The sequence below is a fragment of the Achromobacter mucicolens genome, from assembly GCF_902859725.1.
GTDB classification, from domain to species: Bacteria; Pseudomonadota; Gammaproteobacteria; order Burkholderiales; family Burkholderiaceae_B; genus Achromobacter; species Achromobacter mucicolens.
In genome coordinates this window covers 100,370-116,410 of record NZ_CADIJP010000011.1, presented here as the reverse complement: position 1 = coordinate 116,410, position 16,041 = coordinate 100,370, and the positions used below count along the sequence as shown (strand labels likewise).

11 protein-coding genes are annotated in these 16,041 nt (G+C 67.9%); 9 read left to right on the top strand and 2 right to left on the bottom strand.

The annotated features are described in order from the left end of the window. The first annotated feature begins 9 nt into the window (after positions 1–9). From HV786_RS15860 to HV786_RS15830, 7 genes are all read left to right on the top strand, one after another. A complete protein-coding gene (locus HV786_RS15860; RefSeq protein WP_175211251.1) occupies positions 10–1,197 on the top strand; it encodes an efflux RND transporter periplasmic adaptor subunit in 1,188 nt (395 codons plus the stop codon). Next, positions 1,194–4,274 carry a multidrug efflux RND transporter permease subunit gene (locus HV786_RS15855; RefSeq protein ID WP_175211249.1) on the top strand — a complete coding sequence of 1,027 codons (3,081 nt, stop codon included), beginning with the start codon at positions 1,194–1,196 and terminating at the stop codon, positions 4,272–4,274. Before HV786_RS15860 ends, HV786_RS15855 begins: the two co-directional genes overlap by 4 nt. Next, positions 4,271–7,336, top strand: coding sequence for an efflux RND transporter permease subunit (locus HV786_RS15850; protein ID WP_128828236.1), 3,066 nt, complete (start codon positions 4,271–4,273; stop codon positions 7,334–7,336). Before HV786_RS15855 ends, HV786_RS15850 begins: the two co-directional genes overlap by 4 nt. Positions 7,337–7,595: 259 nt before the next feature. Next, a complete protein-coding gene (locus tag HV786_RS15845; RefSeq protein ID WP_128828235.1) occupies positions 7,596–9,155 on the top strand; it encodes an efflux transporter outer membrane subunit in 1,560 nt (519 codons plus the stop codon). Next, a complete protein-coding gene (locus HV786_RS15840; RefSeq protein WP_175211248.1) occupies positions 9,148–10,311 on the top strand; it encodes an HlyD family secretion protein in 1,164 nt (387 codons plus the stop codon). The genes HV786_RS15845 and HV786_RS15840 overlap by 8 nt, the downstream gene beginning before the upstream one ends. Further along, entirely contained in the window at positions 10,301–11,377 is a 1,077-nt protein-coding gene (locus tag HV786_RS15835; RefSeq protein WP_175211246.1) for a DUF2955 domain-containing protein, read from the top strand. The genes HV786_RS15840 and HV786_RS15835 overlap by 11 nt, the downstream gene beginning before the upstream one ends. 11 nt (positions 11,378–11,388) lie before the next feature. Continuing rightward, a complete protein-coding gene (locus HV786_RS15830; RefSeq protein ID WP_128828234.1) occupies positions 11,389–11,871 on the top strand; it encodes a transporter suffix domain-containing protein in 483 nt (160 codons plus the stop codon). A gap of 1 nt (position 11,872) precedes the next feature. Here the strand turns inward: HV786_RS15830 and HV786_RS15825 are convergent, their stop codons facing one another. Continuing rightward, positions 11,873–12,799, bottom strand: a complete 927-nt coding sequence (locus HV786_RS15825) for a LysR family transcriptional regulator (RefSeq protein WP_128828233.1) — start codon at positions 12,797–12,799, stop codon at positions 11,873–11,875. A gap of 115 nt (positions 12,800–12,914) precedes the next feature. Here HV786_RS15825 and HV786_RS15820 point away from each other — a divergent pair, with 115 nt between their 5' ends. Next, positions 12,915–14,336: a M20 family metallopeptidase gene (locus HV786_RS15820; protein ID WP_128828232.1), complete on the top strand. Its 1,422-nt coding sequence runs from the start codon at positions 12,915–12,917 to the stop codon at positions 14,334–14,336. 17 nt (positions 14,337–14,353) lie between these two features. Next, positions 14,354–15,337, top strand: a complete 984-nt coding sequence (locus HV786_RS15815; RefSeq protein ID WP_128828231.1) for a Bug family tripartite tricarboxylate transporter substrate binding protein — start codon at positions 14,354–14,356, stop codon at positions 15,335–15,337. 51 nt (positions 15,338–15,388) lie between these two features. Here HV786_RS15815 and HV786_RS15810 read toward each other — a convergent pair whose 3' ends face one another. Then, positions 15,389–15,910, bottom strand: a complete 522-nt coding sequence (locus tag HV786_RS15810) for a lipid-binding SYLF domain-containing protein (RefSeq protein ID WP_252870118.1) — start codon at positions 15,908–15,910, stop codon at positions 15,389–15,391. Positions 15,911–16,041: the final 131 nt, after the last annotated feature.

The window sequence follows — 16,041 nt, the reverse complement described above, 5'->3', positions numbered from 1 at the left end:
GCAGCCCTGATGTCCCTGCGCTTCCTTGCGGGCCCCACCCCCTCACGCAAACGCCTGATCCTGATCGCGGCCGCCCTGGCGCTGGCCCTGCTGATTGGTGTGGCGCTCTGGCTGGCGGGCAACAAAGGCCCGGCCGCTCCGCCTCCCCCGAACTACGGAAAGCTCCCCGTCGCGGTGAGCGTCGCCGCTGCGCGCGTCGGTCCGCTGCAGCGCGACCTGCACGCGCTGGGCACCATCACGCCGCTGGCGCAGGTGACCGTGCGCAGCCAGGTCGATGGCGAACTGATCAAGCTGCACTACCGGGAAGGCCAGGCCGTCACGCAAGGCCAGTTGCTGGCCGAGATCGATCCGCGCCCCTTCGTGGCCGCGCTGGCGCTGGCCGAGGGCGAACTGGCGCAGACACAGGCACTGCTGGACAACGCCGAAGCCGACCTGCGGCGCTATCGCAAGCTGGCGCGGCAGGACGCGGTGGCGGGCCAGCAGCTCGATACCGCCGAGGCCCAGGTGCGAGCCTACGCCGCGCGGCGTCAACGAAACCAGGCGCAAGTCGCGGATGCCCAGCGCCTGCTCGGTCACACGCGCATCGTGGCGCCGCATGCCGGCCGGGTGGGATTGCGGCGCGTCGACGCGGGCAACCACGTACGCGCGACGGACGCGGAGGGCTTGACCACCGTGGTTCAGATGGCCCCCATCTCGGCCCTTTTCAGCATCTCGGAAACGCGCCTGGCTCTTTTGCGGCAGGCGCAGGCGAAGACCGCCGTGCTGCGCGTGCAGGCCTGGGATGCCGACGACCGCCACATGCTTGCCGAAGGCACGCTCGAGGCGCTGGACAACCGAATCCAGGCCGCCAGCGGCACGGTACGGCTGCGCGCCCGTTTCGACAATGCCGACGAATCGCTGTTTCCCAATCAGTTCGTGAACATCCGGCTGGCCGTGGTGCAGGAAGATGACGTGGTGACCATTCCGGCTGCAGCCGTGCAATACGGTTCGCAAGGCGCGTTCGTGTTCGTCATCGGCGACGACAACCGCGCCACCCGCCGCGTGCTGACGCTGGGCCCGGCCAACGCCGGCCGCATCGTGGTGCTGACGGGCCTGGCCGCAAGCGAGCGCGTGGTCGTCGAAGGCGTGGACCGCCTGCACGACGGACGCGACGTGCAGATCGTCGACCCGCCCGGCCACGACGAGGAGTCCGCATGAGCCTGTCACGCCCCTTCATCCTGCGTCCGGTCGCGACGTCGTTCCTGATGATTGCCCTGCTGCTGTCGGGCATCCTGGCCTGGCGCATTCTGCCCGTGGCCGCGTTGCCGCAGGTGGACTACCCGATCATCCAGGTGACCACGCAGTATCCGGGCGCCAGCCCCAATGTGACGGCACGCGCGGTCACCGCGCCGCTGGAGCGGCGCTTTGGACAGATCCCGGGACTGAAGCAGATGTCGTCCACCAGCGGCAGCGGCATCTCGGTCATCACGTTGCAGTTCGCCCTGGACGTCCCGCTGGGCGTGGCCGAACAGGAAGTGCAGGCCGCGATCAGCGCCAGCGATTCGCTGCTGCCAGGCGATCTGCCCACTCCGCCCGTGTACCGCAAGGTCAACCCCGCCGACGTGCCGATCCTGACGCTGGCCGTCACGTCGAATTCGCTGCCCCTGCCCAAGGTCTACGATCTGGTGGACACGCGCATGACGCAACGGCTGTCGCAGTTGTCGGGCGTGGGCATGGTCAGCCTGGCCGGCGGACAGCGTCCGGCCGTGCGCGTACAGGTCAATCCGATGGCGCTTGCCGCGCGCGGCCTGAAGCTGTCGGACGTGCAGGAGGCGATCGCCAAGGCCAATTCCAATCAGCCCAAGGGCAGCTTCGACGGCCCCGTGCGGTCCGTCATCATGGATGCCAATGACCAATTGCAGAGCGCGCAGGAGTACCGCGACCTGATCGTCGCCTGGAAGAACGGCGCGCCGGTGCGGCTGGGCCAGATCGCGACGGTGGAGGACGGCGCCGAGGACCGCTACCTGGCCGCGTGGGTCGACAGGCAGCCCGCCGTGCTGGTGAACATCCAGCGCCAGCCCGGCGCCAACGTCATAGCGGTGGCCGACCAGGTCAAGGCATTGCTGCCCCAATTGACCGCCAGCCTGCCCGCCGCCGTGGAGGTGCGCATCTTGACCGACCGCACCGAAAGCATCCGCGCGTCCGTCCGCGGCGTGCAGTGGGAATTGGGGTTCGCGGTGGGGCTGGTGGTGCTGGTGACGTTCCTCTTTCTGCGCAACCTGCCCGCCACGCTGATCCCCAGCCTGGCCGTGCCGCTGTCGCTGATCGGGACCTTCGGCTTCATGTATCTGGCCGGCTTTTCCACCAACAACCTCACGCTGATGGCGCTGACGATAGGCGCGGGCTTCGTGGTGGACGACGCCATCGTCATGCTGGAGAACATCGCACGCTACCGGGAACAGGGGCACAGCCCGATGGCGGCCGCACTCAAGGGCGCCGGGCAGATCGGCTTCACGCTCGTTTCGCTGACGCTATCGCTCATCGCAGTGCTGATCCCGCTGCTGTTCATGGAAGACGTGGTGGGCCGGCTGTTCCGCGAATTTGCCATCACGCTGGCCGTTGCCATCCTGATATCCCTGGCCGTATCGCTGACCCTCACGCCTATGATGTGCGCCCGGCTCCTGCCGCCGCACGCGCCGTCCAGGCCCGGACTGCTGGATCGCCTGCAGGCGCGCTATGCAGGCTGGCTGGACGTGACGCTGCGTCATCAGCGGCTGACGCTGCTGGCGATGCTGGCGACCGTGGCGCTCACCGGGCTCTTGTATTTCGCGGTGCCGAAGGGTTTCTTCCCGGCGCAGGACGGCGGGGTGCTGCAAGGGGTGACGCAGTCTTCGCAAAGCACCTCGTTCGACGCCATGTCGCGCCGCCAGCAGGCGGTGGCGCAAAGCCTGCTCGCGGATCCCGACGTCGCCACGCTGTCCTCCTTCATCGGCATCGACGGCATGAACGCCACGCTGAACACGGGGCGGCTTCTGATCAACCTGAAACCCTGGAACGAGCGCACCGCCCCGCTGGCCGACATCATGGCGCGGCTGGATGCGCGGGCCCGCGACGTGCACGGCATCTCGCTCTACCTGCAGCCCGTCCAGGAACTGAACATCGAGGATCGCGTCAGCCGAGGCCAGTATCAGTTCAGCCTGACATCGCCGGATAGCGCGCTGCTGTCGCGCTGGACCCGCGCGCTCATGGAGCGCCTGGCGCAAGCGCCCGAACTGGCCGACGTCTCGTCCGACCTGCAGGGCGACGGACGCCAGGCCTATCTGGAGGTCTCGCGCGACGCCGCCGCGCGTCTGGGCCTCACGATGGATGACGTGGCGCAAGCCTTGTACAACGCATTCGGCCAGCGTCAGGTCGCCACGCTCTTTACGCAGTCGAACCAATATCGCGTCGTGCTGGAAGTTGACCGCAAGATGGCGGCCAGCCCCGAAGCGCTGGAACGCATCCATCTGCAAACGGACGCCGGCCAGCCCATCCCGTTGTCTGCGCTGGCCACCGTCAGCGAGCGCGCCGTCCCGCTGGCGGTCAATCACCTGTCGCAGTTCCCCGCGGTGAACCTGTCGTTCAACCTGCCGCCCGGCGGGTCCCTGGGCCAGGCCATCGCCGCCATCGAGTCGGCGCGCCAGGAGATCGGCATGCCCGAGAGCGTCGAGCTGCGGCTGCAGGGCGCGGCTTCCGCCTTTGAGGCGTCGCTGTCGAATACGTTGTGGCTGATGCTGGCCGCGGTCGTGACCATGTACCTGGTGCTGGGCATGCTGTACGAAAGCGCCATTCATCCCGTCACCATCCTGTCCACCCTGCCCTCGGCCACGGTGGGTGCGCTGCTGGCGCTGCTGCTGACCGGCCGGCCGCTGGACCTGATTGCCGTCATCGGCATCATCCTCTTGATCGGATTGGTCAAGAAGAACGGCATCATGATGGTCGACTTTGCGCTGGAGGCCGAGCGCACGCGCGGCCTGGCGCCGCAGGCCGCCATCCGCGAGGCCGCGCTGCTGCGACTGCGTCCCATCCTGATGACGACGCTGGCCGCGCTGTTTGGCGCGCTGCCGCTGATGCTGGCGACGGGTTCGGGCGCTGAATTGCGCCAGCCGCTGGGCTGGGTCATGGTTGGCGGACTGCTGGTCAGCCAGGTGCTGACGCTGTTCACCACCCCCGCCGTCTACCTGTTCTTTCACCGTCTGGGCCACCGGCGCGCTCAAGCCGCGCCGGCGCCCAACGCCGAAGGCCCGGTGAAATGATCCGCGCGTTGCTGCACCGTCCGGTCGCCTGCATTTTCCTGGCGCTGGCGCTGACCCTGCTGGGCGCCGTGGCATGGCGGCTCTTGCCGGTGGCACCGCTGCCGCAGGTCGATTTTCCGACCATCGAAGTGCGAGCCGACCTGCCCGGCGCCAGTCCCGAAAGCATGGCCAGCACGGTCGCGGCGCCGCTGGAGCGGGCGCTCGGCAGCATCGCCGGCGTCAGTTCCATGAGCTCTTCCAGCAATCAGGGCGCAACGCGCGTGCAGTTGCAGTTCGACCTGGACCGCGACATCGACGAGGCCGCGCGCGACGTGCAGGCCGCAATCAACGCCGCGCGGGCCGAACTGCCCTCGGGCATGCCGGGCAATCCCAGCTACCGCAAGGTCAATCCGTCGCAGGCGCCCATCATGGCGCTGGCCCTCAGTTCCGCCACCCGTCCCGCGGGCCAGCTCTACGACCTGGGTTCCACCGTGCTGGCGCAAAAGCTCTCGCAGATCAGCGGCGTGGGCGAAGTCACGATGGGCGGCAGCTCGCTACCCGCCGTGCGGGTCCAGGTGAACCCCAACGCGCTGGCGCACTACGGCGTGGCCCTGGACGACGTGCGCGAGGCCATCTCCAACGCGGCGCCGATGGGTCCGCAAGGCCAGCTGGATTCAGCCGCGCGGCGCTGGGAGGTCGGCGCCCCCGAGCAGCCGCGCCGCGCCCAGGACTACGACAGCCTGATCGTGCGCTACCAGGATGGCGCGGTGATCCGGCTGTCGCAGGTGGCCCGCGTCAGCGATTCGGTCGAGAACCGCTACAGCAGCGGCTTTCACAATCGCAATCCGGCCGTGGTGCTGACCATCAGCCGCCAGCCCGGCTCGAACATCATCGAAACCATCGACGCCATCAACCAGGCGCTGCCGGGCCTGCGCCAACTGATGCCCGCCGACGTGGACCTGACGGTGGCGCTGGACCGCTCGCCCGGCATCAAGGCGACGCTGCGCGAAGCCCACATCACCCTGGCGCTGGCAGCCGGGCTGGTCATCCTGGTGGTGTGGCTGTTCCTGGGCAACGCGCGCGCCGCCGCGATTCCCAGCGTGGCCATTCCCGTCTGCCTGATCGCCACCTTTGCCGTCATGTACGCGTGGGGCTTTTCACTGAACAACCTGTCGCTGATGGCGCTGATCGTGGCGGCCGGCCTGGTCGTGGACGACGCCATCGTCGTACTGGAGAACATCTCGCGCCACCTGGAGCGCGGGCTGACGCCGGTCAAGGCCGCCCTGCGTGGGGTGCGGGAAGTGGGATTCACCTTGGTGGCGATGACGGTCGCGCTGAGCGTGGTCTTCGTGTCGATCCTCTTCATGGGCGGGCTGGTGGAACGGCTGTTCCGCGAGTTCTCGATCACGCTGGTGGCCGCAACGGTGATTTCGCTGGTTGTCTCGGTGGCCATCATTCCGGCGCTATGCGCGCGGTGGCTGCGGCCCGTCAGCTCCGCCGCGGCCAAGCCATCGCGCATGCAGGCCGTGTTTGCCCGCCTGCACGACTGGTATGGCGTGTCGCTGGCGCGCGTACTTGGCCATGCACGCCTGACATTGCTGCTGCTGGCCGGCGTCGTGGGGCTGAACGTCTACCTGTACGTGCAGGCACCCAAGGGCTTTTTGCCTGTGCAGGACACGGGCCAGCTCATGGGCTTCGTGCGGGGCGACGACGGGTTTTCGTTCCAGGTGATGCAACCCAAGATCGACCAATACCGGCAACTGGTCCTGAAGCACCCCGCCGTCGAGGACGTCATCGGCTACAACGGCGGCGGCCTGGGCATCAGCAATTCGCTGTTCCTCATCCGCCTGAAGCCTGCCGCCGAACGCAACGAGTCCTCGACCGAAGTCATCAACTGGATGCGCACCCATGCGCCGGCGGTGCCGGGCGGCATGTTCTTTCTGAACGTGGACCAGGACCTGCGCATGCCCGGCGGCTTCGGCAATTCCGGCGACCACGAGCTGGCCATCATGGCCAGCGACGTGCCCGCGCTGCGCGAATGGTCGCGCAAGATTTCCAAGGCCATGCAAGCCATCCCCGAGCTGCGCGACGTCGACGCCCAGGGCGACGGCGCCACGCAGCAGGTGGTGATCGACATCGACCGCAGCGCGGCGCAGCGGCTGGGCGTGGACATGGAGACCATCAGCAGCGTGCTGAGCAATTCGTTCAGCCAGCGCCAGGTCGCCACGCTGTACGACGCCATGAACCAGTACCGCGTCGTGCTGGAACTGGACCCCCGCTACACCGAGGATCCCGAGGTCCTGGAACGGGTGCACGTGGTGGCCGCTGACGGCAACCGCGTGCCGCTGACCGCGTTCGCCACCTACGACAATGGCCTGATCAACGACCGCGTCTTTCACGACGGGCTGTTCGCCGCCGTGTGGGTCGGGTTCTCGCTGGCGCCCGGTGTATCGCTGGAACAGGGCCTGGCCGCCATCGACGCGGCCACGGCAAAGCTGATGGTGCCTTCGCACATCCAGACCCGGCTGGGCGGCGATGCGCGCAACTTCCAGCAGAGCCTGCAGGACCAGCCCTGGCTGATCCTGGGCGTCTTGGTCGCCATCTATCTGGTGCTGGGCATCCTGTACGAAAGCCCGCTGCATCCGCTGACGATCCTGTCCACCCTGCCCTCGGCGGGCGTCGGCGCCCTGCTGGCGCTGCGGCTGGCGGGCATCGAGTTCACCCTCATTGCGCTGCTGGGGCTGTTCCTTCTGGTGGGTATTGTCATGAAGAACGCCATTCTGATGATCGACTTTGCCCTCAGCCTGGAGCGGCGCGAAAACCTGACGCCCGAACAGGCCATCCACCGCGCCGCCATGCTGCGCTTGCGGCCCATCGTCATGACCAATCTGGCGGGCCTGCTGGGCGCCCTGCCCCTGGTGCTGGGCATGGGCGAAGGGTCGGAACTGCGCCGCCCGCTCGGCGTGGCGATCGTCGGCGGACTGATGATCAGCCAGTTCCTGACGCTGTACACCACCCCGATCGTCTATCTGGCGCTTGAACGCCTGCGCCGGCTGGCCTGGCGAAAGCGCCGCACGGCCTGACCGCGCATCCTGCGGGCCCGCCATCTTCCCGCTAGCCGGAAAATAAAAAGCTCAATAGAATCGTTTGGCACGCTGACGAAAGCCGCCTGATCCGGCCCCGGCGCAGATTTGCGCCCCCGGAATGCGGCTTTCCGCCCGCGATGCCGGCGCGCACGCCTGACTAAGCGTCGCTGCCGGGCTTTCCGGCGTTCGCGGTGCGGGGCCCCAAAAGCGCCGACACCGGAACTCGCAGTTTGGCCTCTGACAGACATGGTGCCCAATGTGGCCGATGACTTGTTCGAATGGACTGCTGCTGATGGGCATGCTCAGCCTCGGCGGATGCGTGCAGGTGGGGCCCGACTTTGCGCCGCAGCGCGTCGACTGGTCCAGCCAGTGGGATACGCCGGCGCTGCGGCAGGCCACCGAATCCGGCGCCCAGCCGGATGCGCGGCAATGGTGGCGCATTTTCAACGACCCCGTTCTTGAATCCCTGATCGCCCAAGCGGACGCGAACAATCCGGGCGTGCAGGTGGCCGGCCTGCAGATCATGGAAGCGCGCGCCCAGCTGGGGATCGCGCGCAGCGGCCTGTTTCCGCAGTCCCAGGTTGTGGGCGCGGACGCGCTGTATCAGCATCGCGCGTCGCGCTCGGCCGAGGGCAATCCCCGCCCCAGCAGTTTCTGGCAATACAGCGCGGGCTTCAACATCGGCTGGGAGCTGGATTTCTGGGGCCGGTTTTCCCGCGCCATCGAGTCCGCCGACGCCGCCTACTTCGCCGCCGAAGCCAATCGCGAAGACGTGCTGGTGCTGCTGCACGCGCAGGTCGCCGAAAGCTATTACGCGCTGCGCACGGCCGAGGCGCGGCTGCGCATTGCCCGCGACAATGCGGCGATCCAGAAGCGCAGCTACGAGATCACCGAACGCCTGTTCAAAAGCGGCGAGACCGACGAACTGGATCTGCAGCAGGCCCGCACGCAATACCTGGGCACGCTCAGCACCATCCCGGAATTCGAAAGCCAGATCGCGCGCACGCGCAATGCGCTGGCGGTGCTGGTCGGCAAGCCTCCTGGTCCGATGCCCGAACTGCCCGACCTGGCATCCAAAGAGGCCGTGATTCCGCTGATCGACAAAGCTGTCCTGCAGGACGTGCCCGCAAACCTGCTGCTGCGGCGCCCGGACATTCGCGCCGCCGAACTGCGGATCGCGGCGCAGTCCGCGCAGGTGGGCGTGGCCAAGGCGGAGCTCTACCCCTCGCTGACGCTGCTGGGGAGCATTGTCTGGAGCGCCACGTCGCTGGCCGGCACGTCGGGCGGCGCGGCCCTGCTTGCCGGTCCCAGCCTGAACTGGAACGTGTTTGACCACGGCCGGATCACCAACACGGTGCGCCTGCAGGACGCGCGCCTCCAGCAGCTCATCGTCATCTACCAGGACGCCGTGCGTCAGGCGGCGCGCGAAGCCGACGACGCGGCCACGGGGCTCATCAAGGCGCTGGAGCGGGACGGCATTCTTTATGACTCGGCGCTTGCGGCCAAGCGTTCGCTGACGCTGGCCAATGCGCTGTACCGCGAGGGCTATTCCGATTTCCAGCGGGTACTGGACGCCCAGCGCGCGCTGGCGACCCAGCAGGACACCTATCTGGTGAACCGGGGCAACGCCGTGAGCGACCTGATCGCGCTGTACAAGGCGGTGGGCGGCGGCTGGTATAGCGGCCAGCCGGTGATCGATCCAGCCACACGGGACCAGATGCAGCAACGCACCAATTGGGGCGACCTGCTGACCGAAGCCGGGCGCCCCGCCCCGGCCTCCGCGATTTCCAAGACCACGAGGCGATCCGATGACTAGTCCCCGGTCCGCGCCGCCATCGGGCAGCCCAGCCAGCCCCGCGCCCGCAGCCAGTCCCCCACCGCCCGCCGCGCCGCCGCCCGCGCCGGATCCCGCCCGCAAAGGTATCCGGTGGGTCGTCGTGGTGATCGTCCTCAGCCTGGTCTGGTATCTGCTGGCGGACCGCTATACGCCCTACACGCAGCAGGCGCGAGTGGAGGCCTTCGTGGTCCCGGTGGCGTCCGAAGTGGCGGGCCGGGTGACCCAGGTTCGCGTGCGCAACAACCAGGACGTCCCGGCGGGCGCCGTGCTGTTCGACGTCGACGCCGAGCAGTACCGCATCGCCTTGGACCGCGCGCGGGCCGACCTGGACGCCACGCGCCGCCAGATCGGCGCCAGCACCGCCGGCATCGATTCGGCGCAAGCGTCATTGCGCGCGGCGCAAGCCAACGAGGTCCGCGCGCGCCAGGACAGCACCCGCCTTGAGCGCCTGTACAGCGACGATCGGGGCACGGTCTCGCTGCGCCGCCTGGAGATCGCGCGGGCCAACCTGGCGCAGGCGGTCAGCCAGGTCGCGGCCGCGCGCGCCGAGGTGCAGCGGGCGCGCGAGCAGGAAGGCGGCAGCGAAGAAGACAACGCCAAGCTGCGCAGCGCCGCCGCCGCCGTCGCAAAGGCCGAGCTGGACCTGGCCAACACGCAGGTGCGCGCGCCCGCGGCCGGCCTGGTCACCGACCTGCGCACCGATGTGGGCCAGTTCGCGGCGGCGGGCAAGCCCGTCATGACGCTCATCGCCATCCATGACGTGTGGATCAACGCGGAAATGACCGAGAACAATCTGGGGCACGTCGACCCCGGCACGCCGGTGGCGATCATCCTGGACGCGCTGCCAGGCCAGATCTTCGAAGGCCGGGTGCGCAGCGTGGGCTATGGCGTAAGCGTCGGCACGCCCACGCAGCCCGGCAGCCTGCCCACGGTGCAGAACAGCCGCGACTGGCTGCGTCCGGCGCAGCGCTTTCCGGTGGCCATCGACCTCGATCCCGGGCAGCTCCCCTCCCTGCGCGGCATTCGTGTGGGCGGACAGGCGGAAGTGATGGCATTTCCCCAGCCGGGCAATCCGCTCAATCCGCTGGGCCGCATCTATTTGCGGCTGATGAGCTGGCTTTCCTATGCGTACTGACGACCGCCCCGCTCCCCGCGACCCGCGCGGCCAGCGCGCCCTGCGACTGGGCGTGGGGACGGCGCTATGCCTGGCGATCAGTTTCGGGCTGGACATGCCGATCCCGATGGTCGCGCCGGTGCTGGGCGTCTTCCTGCTGGCGCAGACGAACCGGCCGCTGTCCCTGAAGGCCGGCGTGGGCCTGGCGCTGGTGGCGGCGTTCACCACGGGCACGGGCCTCGTGCTCATCCCGTTGCTGCGCTATTACCCGGCCGCCGGCGTCCTGATCGTCGGCCTGTGCCTGTTCCTCGCGTTCCGCCACGGCCTGCGCGGGGGCAACAACCTGGTGTCGACCTTTCTCATCATCGGCCTGACCATGATTTCGGCGGCGGGCACCTTCGACTTCGGATTGGCCGTGACGGTGATCGAGGCGCTGGTCAAAGGCCTGCTGCTCGCGGCGCTGGTGCTGGGCGTCTGCCACGCGCTGTTTCCGGAGCCGCCCGGCTTGCCAGCCCCGCCGCTGCCGCCCGCGCTGGCGGCCGGCGAAGCCAACCGCATGGCCTTGCGCGCGGCGCTGGTGGTGCTGCCGGCGTTCCTGTTGGCGATGACCGATCCGCTGGGCTACATGCCCATCATTCTGAAGGCAGTCAGCCTGGGGCGGCAGAGCTGCGTCACGGCCGCGCACGGCGCGGCGCGCGAGATCCTTGGGTCAACCTTGCTGGCCGGCGTGCTTGCCGTGGCGTTCTGGATCGGACTCAGGCCGTTTCCCAGCCTGTGGATGTACTTCCTTTGGATGCTGCTGTTCGCGCTGGTGATCGCCCGCAAGCTGTATCGGCTAAGCCCCACGCCGCACGCCCCGAGCTTCTGGTTGAACACCCTGATCACGCTCATCATCCTGCTTGGCCAGTCGGTCCAGGACAGCTTGGCGGGCAATGATGTCTACACGGCCTTCGCCATTCGCATGGGTCTGTTCATCGCGGTCACGCTGTATGCGTGCCTGATGCTGCAGTTGCTTGAACCCCGGCCGCGCGGACTGGGCTTTTCCGCACGCCATCCGTTCTCACGCCTTAAAAGGAGTCCGCCATGAGTGTCCAAGACATGCCTACCCCCCCTGCGCCAGCGATGGGCTGGCGCTTCAAGTGCGGAATCGCCCTCTTCATCCTGGCTTTCGCGCTCTGGTTCCTTATCCCCATTGGCGCCGCGATGGACATCCCGGGGTCACGCATCGCGGCGTTGACGGGCGCCATCTTCATCGCCAACAAGGTGCTGCTGATCACTTGCATCGCCGTCATGGGCAAAGAGGGATTCCAGCAACTCAAGGCCATCATCGGCGGTCACGCGAAGAAACTGGCGCCCGTGCAGAAAGTGGGACCGGTGCGCCATGCGATCGGCATGGTGATGTTCATCCTGCCGCTGCTGACCTCGATGCTCGAACCTTATGTCGACCAGATCTGGCCCGGCCTGCGCCCCCGGATATGGCAGGCGCAACTGCTGGGCGACGTCATGCTGGTGGCCAGCTTCTTCGTTCTGGGCGGCGATTTCTGGAACAAGCTGCGGGCGTTGTTCGTGCGGTCGGTCTAGCTCACGCGTCGCCTTTGTCCGCATCCGGCGCGCGGGGCGTGGCGGTGAGCCGCTGCGCCATGAACTCCAGGAACTCCTTGGCCAGCGGCGGCAAGGTGCGCCCCTGCAGCGTGACCGCCTGAATGCTGCGCTGGCGCATCTCGGGGTTGCTGAATGGCACCGCGGCCAGCGCAGCCCCCTGCGGGTCGCCCATCAGCGTCAGGTAGCCCGTCAGCGCCACGATGCGGCTGCCCGGCAGCATGGGCAGGAAGGCCGCCGAATTGTTGGATACGTAGGCCGGCTCGATGTGCAGCCCGGCGTTGGCGCACGCGTTGTCGAACAACTGCCGGACGGTCGTGCCGGTATCGCCGACCGACACCGGCACCTCCCTCAGGTCGCGAAGGCTAACGGTGCGGCGGCTGGCAAGCGGATGCCGCCGGCACATCACCGCGTACACTGGGGCCCGGGTCAGCAGCTCGGTCTTGAGCCGATCGTCCTGCGCCACCGTGTAATGCAGCGCGATCTGGGACAGTCCCTCCAGAATCCGGCGAATGACCTCTTCCGGCCGATCCACCTGCAGATGAAAGCGCGCCTCGGGCCGCATCTGCTTGAAGTCGGCCATGCACATCGGCATGAAACGGTGCGCGAAGCCCTCGCTGCAAGCCAGCCGGATGGTGACGTCGCCCAGCGCGCTGCGCCGCCGGATCTCGGTGGTGACGCGTTCGGCCTCCAGGGCGGCGGCCCGGGCGTAGGCGGCCAGTTGCAAGCCTGCCTCGCTGAGCTCCATGCCGCGCGCCTGACGCTCAAACAGCACGATGCCCAAGCTGTCCTCCAGCTTGGCGATCTGCCGGCTCACGGCGGAAGCGGCCACGTGCAGGGACGCCGCCGCGCCCGCGATCGATCCGCAGCGCGCGACTTCCAGGAAATATCTGAGGCCTAGGGAAATCATGGTGGGCTCCCGAAGACATGCCATTTAAGCAACGCAAAAGTGCTAAATATCTAATTGTGGCACGTTAAGAAGCGCAATAAATTTGTGCTTCCACCCCCCCGCACCGAGAGCCGCCATGACCCGCGAACAAGCCATTCTCCACGCCGTACAAGCGTATGACAGCGGCGTCCTTCTGGACACCCTGGCGCGCCGGGTCGCATTTGCGACCGAAAGCGAAGTGCCCACGCAGGCCGCGGCGCAGCATGCCTACCTGAAGGAAGAACTGGTTCCGCGCCTGTCGGCGCTGGGCTTTTCCTGCGAGGTGCATGCGAATCCGGCTGGGGTGGACCTGCCGATCCTGGTGGCGCGCCGCATCGAAGCGGCGGAATTGCCCACGGTCCTCATGTATGGCCACGGTGACGTGGTGCGGGGCAACGCCGCCAAATGGGAATCCGGCCGCGACCCCTGGCAGCTCAAGGTCGAAGGCGACCGCTGGTACGGGCGCGGCACGGCTGACAACAAGGGACAGCACTCGATCAACCTGGAGGCGCTGTCCCGCGTCATTGAAGCGCGCGGCGGCGCGCTCGGTTTCAATACCATCTGGCTCATTGAAACCGGCGAGGAAGCCGGCTCGCCGGGCCTGTCCGAATTCTGCAAGACGCACCGCAATCTCCTGGCCGCCGACGTCTTCATCGCCAGCGACGGGCCGCGCCTGAATGCCGCCCGGCCCACGCTGTTCATGGGTTCGCGCGGTGCGATCAATTTCGAACTCAGGGTGCGGTCACGGGATCGCGGCTACCACTCCGGCAACTGGGGCGGACTGCTCGCCAATCCGGCCATCCGCCTGTCGCACGCCATCAGCTCGCTCGTGGACGCCAACGGCCGCATCGCCGTCCCCGGGCTGCGTCCCCCGCCCATCCCCGCCGCGGTCGCCCAGGCCCTGACCGACCTTGAAGTCGGCGGCGGGCAAGATGATCCGGCCATCAACACGTGGTGGGGCGAACCCGGCCTGACCTCGCCTGAAAAGGTGTTCGGCTGGAACAGCCTGGATGTGCTGACCTTCGGCGCGGGCGACCCGGCCAAGCCCGTGAACGCCATTCCCCCCGAAGCCGTGGCCTGGTGCCAGTTGCGCTTCGTGGTGGGCACCGACTGGCGCGGCCTGCAGGATCACGTGGTCGATCATCTGCGCGCGCGCGGCTTTGACGACGTGGACGTGCGCATCGGCATGCAGGCCGGGGCAACGCGCCTGTCTCCAGACACCCCTTGGGTACGCTGGGCCGCCGCCTCGCTGGAACACACCACCGGCAAGCGCCCGGCGCTCCTGCCCAACCTGGGCGGCTCCCTGCCCAACGACATCTTTGCCGACCAGCTCGGCCTGCCCACCCTGTGGGTCCCGCACTCCTACCCCGCCTGCGCGCAGCACGCGCCCAATGAGCATCTGCTGGGCAGCGTCGCCCGGGAAGGCCTGGCCATCATGGCCGGCCTGTTCTGGGACCTGGGATCCCAGGGCGCCGACGTCCTCGAACAAGCCTGCGCCCAATCGTCCACTTACGCCTGACAAGACCGAGCCCCGCCATGACCGCCAGATTTCGCACCGCCCTGTTGGCGTTGACCCTTGCCGCCACCGCCGCCCACGCCCAAGACGCCCACGCGGCCTATCCGGACCAGGCCATCAAGATCGTTGTCCCCTTCACACCCGGCGGCGCCACCGATGCAGTGGCGCGCCTGCTTGCCACCAAGCTGTCGGGAAAGTTCGGCCAGCCCGTCATCGTTGAAAACCGCCCCGGCGCGTCGACCCTCATCGGCGCCGAAGCGGTCGCCCGCGCCAAGCCGGACGGCTACACGCTGATGCTGTCGGGCAGCACAACCTACAGCGTCCTGCCGGCACTCAAGCCCGCTTTGCCCTACGATCCCGTGCGCAGCTTCGAGCACGTGGGCATCGTCGCGATGGCCCCCGTCGTGCTGCTGGCGCAGAATTCGCTGCCCGCGGCCACGCCTCACGAGGCGGCCGAACTCGCGCGCCAGCAGACCGCCAAGGGCGGCCTGATGTACGGCACGTTCGGACCGGGATCCGCCCCCCACCTGACGGGCGAGATGTTTGCCCAGGCAGCCGGCGCCAAAATGGTGCCGGTTCCCTACAAGGGAAGCGCGCAGCTCATCACCGCGCTGATCGGCGGCGAGATCGCCCTGGCCGTGGACACGGTGTCGGCGTCGGCGGCCCAGGCGCGCGCCGGCAAGGTCCGCGCGCTGGCCGTTACCGGCGATCAGCGCATGCCGCAATTGCCGGACGTGCCGACCTTCGCGGAAGCCGGCATGCCGGATGTGTCGTTCGTGGGCTGGTACGGTCTGGTCGCGCCGGCGCAGACGCCGTCCACCGTCATGCACACGCTGAACCGGGCCATGACGGAAATCATGCACGACGCACAAGTGCGCAAGAGCGTATCGGACCTGTCGCTCAATCCCGTCTTCCTGCCTGGCCAAGCCTTCAGGGACCAGATCACGATCGAGATCGCCAGATTCAGCGCCGTCGCCCAGCGCGCAGGCATTACGCTGGAGTGACCGCAAAACGGGACGCCCACCGGCGTCCCGCCTGCTTTGCGTGCCGCGTCATCAATCCGGCACCATGCTGCTGATCTTGGATCCTTCCAGCCCCATCCCCGCCATCAGGCCCTGCTCGCCAAACGGCACCGCGTACACGTCCTGCGTCAGGGTCGTGGTCGAGATGCTGGCAGCATAGCCCTGGTCGACCACGACCAGGCTCGGGCCCGCGCCCAGCGCCCAGCCGTCGCTCTGGTTCAGATACGCCAGCGCGGGCTCGTTCATGAAGAACAGCGCGTACGAGAACTGTTGCGCGCCCGCCTGCAGTCCGAATGACAGCGCCGAGATCGAATAAAAGCCCTCGACCTGACCGCGCCGGATCAACGCGCCCGAGCCGCGCTCGCCACCCACCAGGAAACCGCCCTTGATGATGTTGGGAAACACCAGCACCGCAACGGCCTTGTCGCCCAGTTGGCGCAGGCGCGGGTCCTGCGTGTAAAGCTGCTCCAGCGCCGCCGTTGCGTCGGCGCTTATCTCCGCCGCCGACGCCGCCCGCGCGGACGGGGCGACGCTGACCAGGGCGGAAAAAGACAAAAGGCTGGCACAAAGCCAGCCAACGAGTTTCACAGGCAACACGGACGCTCGGTTCATACGGCCTCCCCGGTTAGACAGGACGAGCGCCCGATGCGCTCGCCCGACCTGCCGGCTCAGTATTCGAGAGGCGT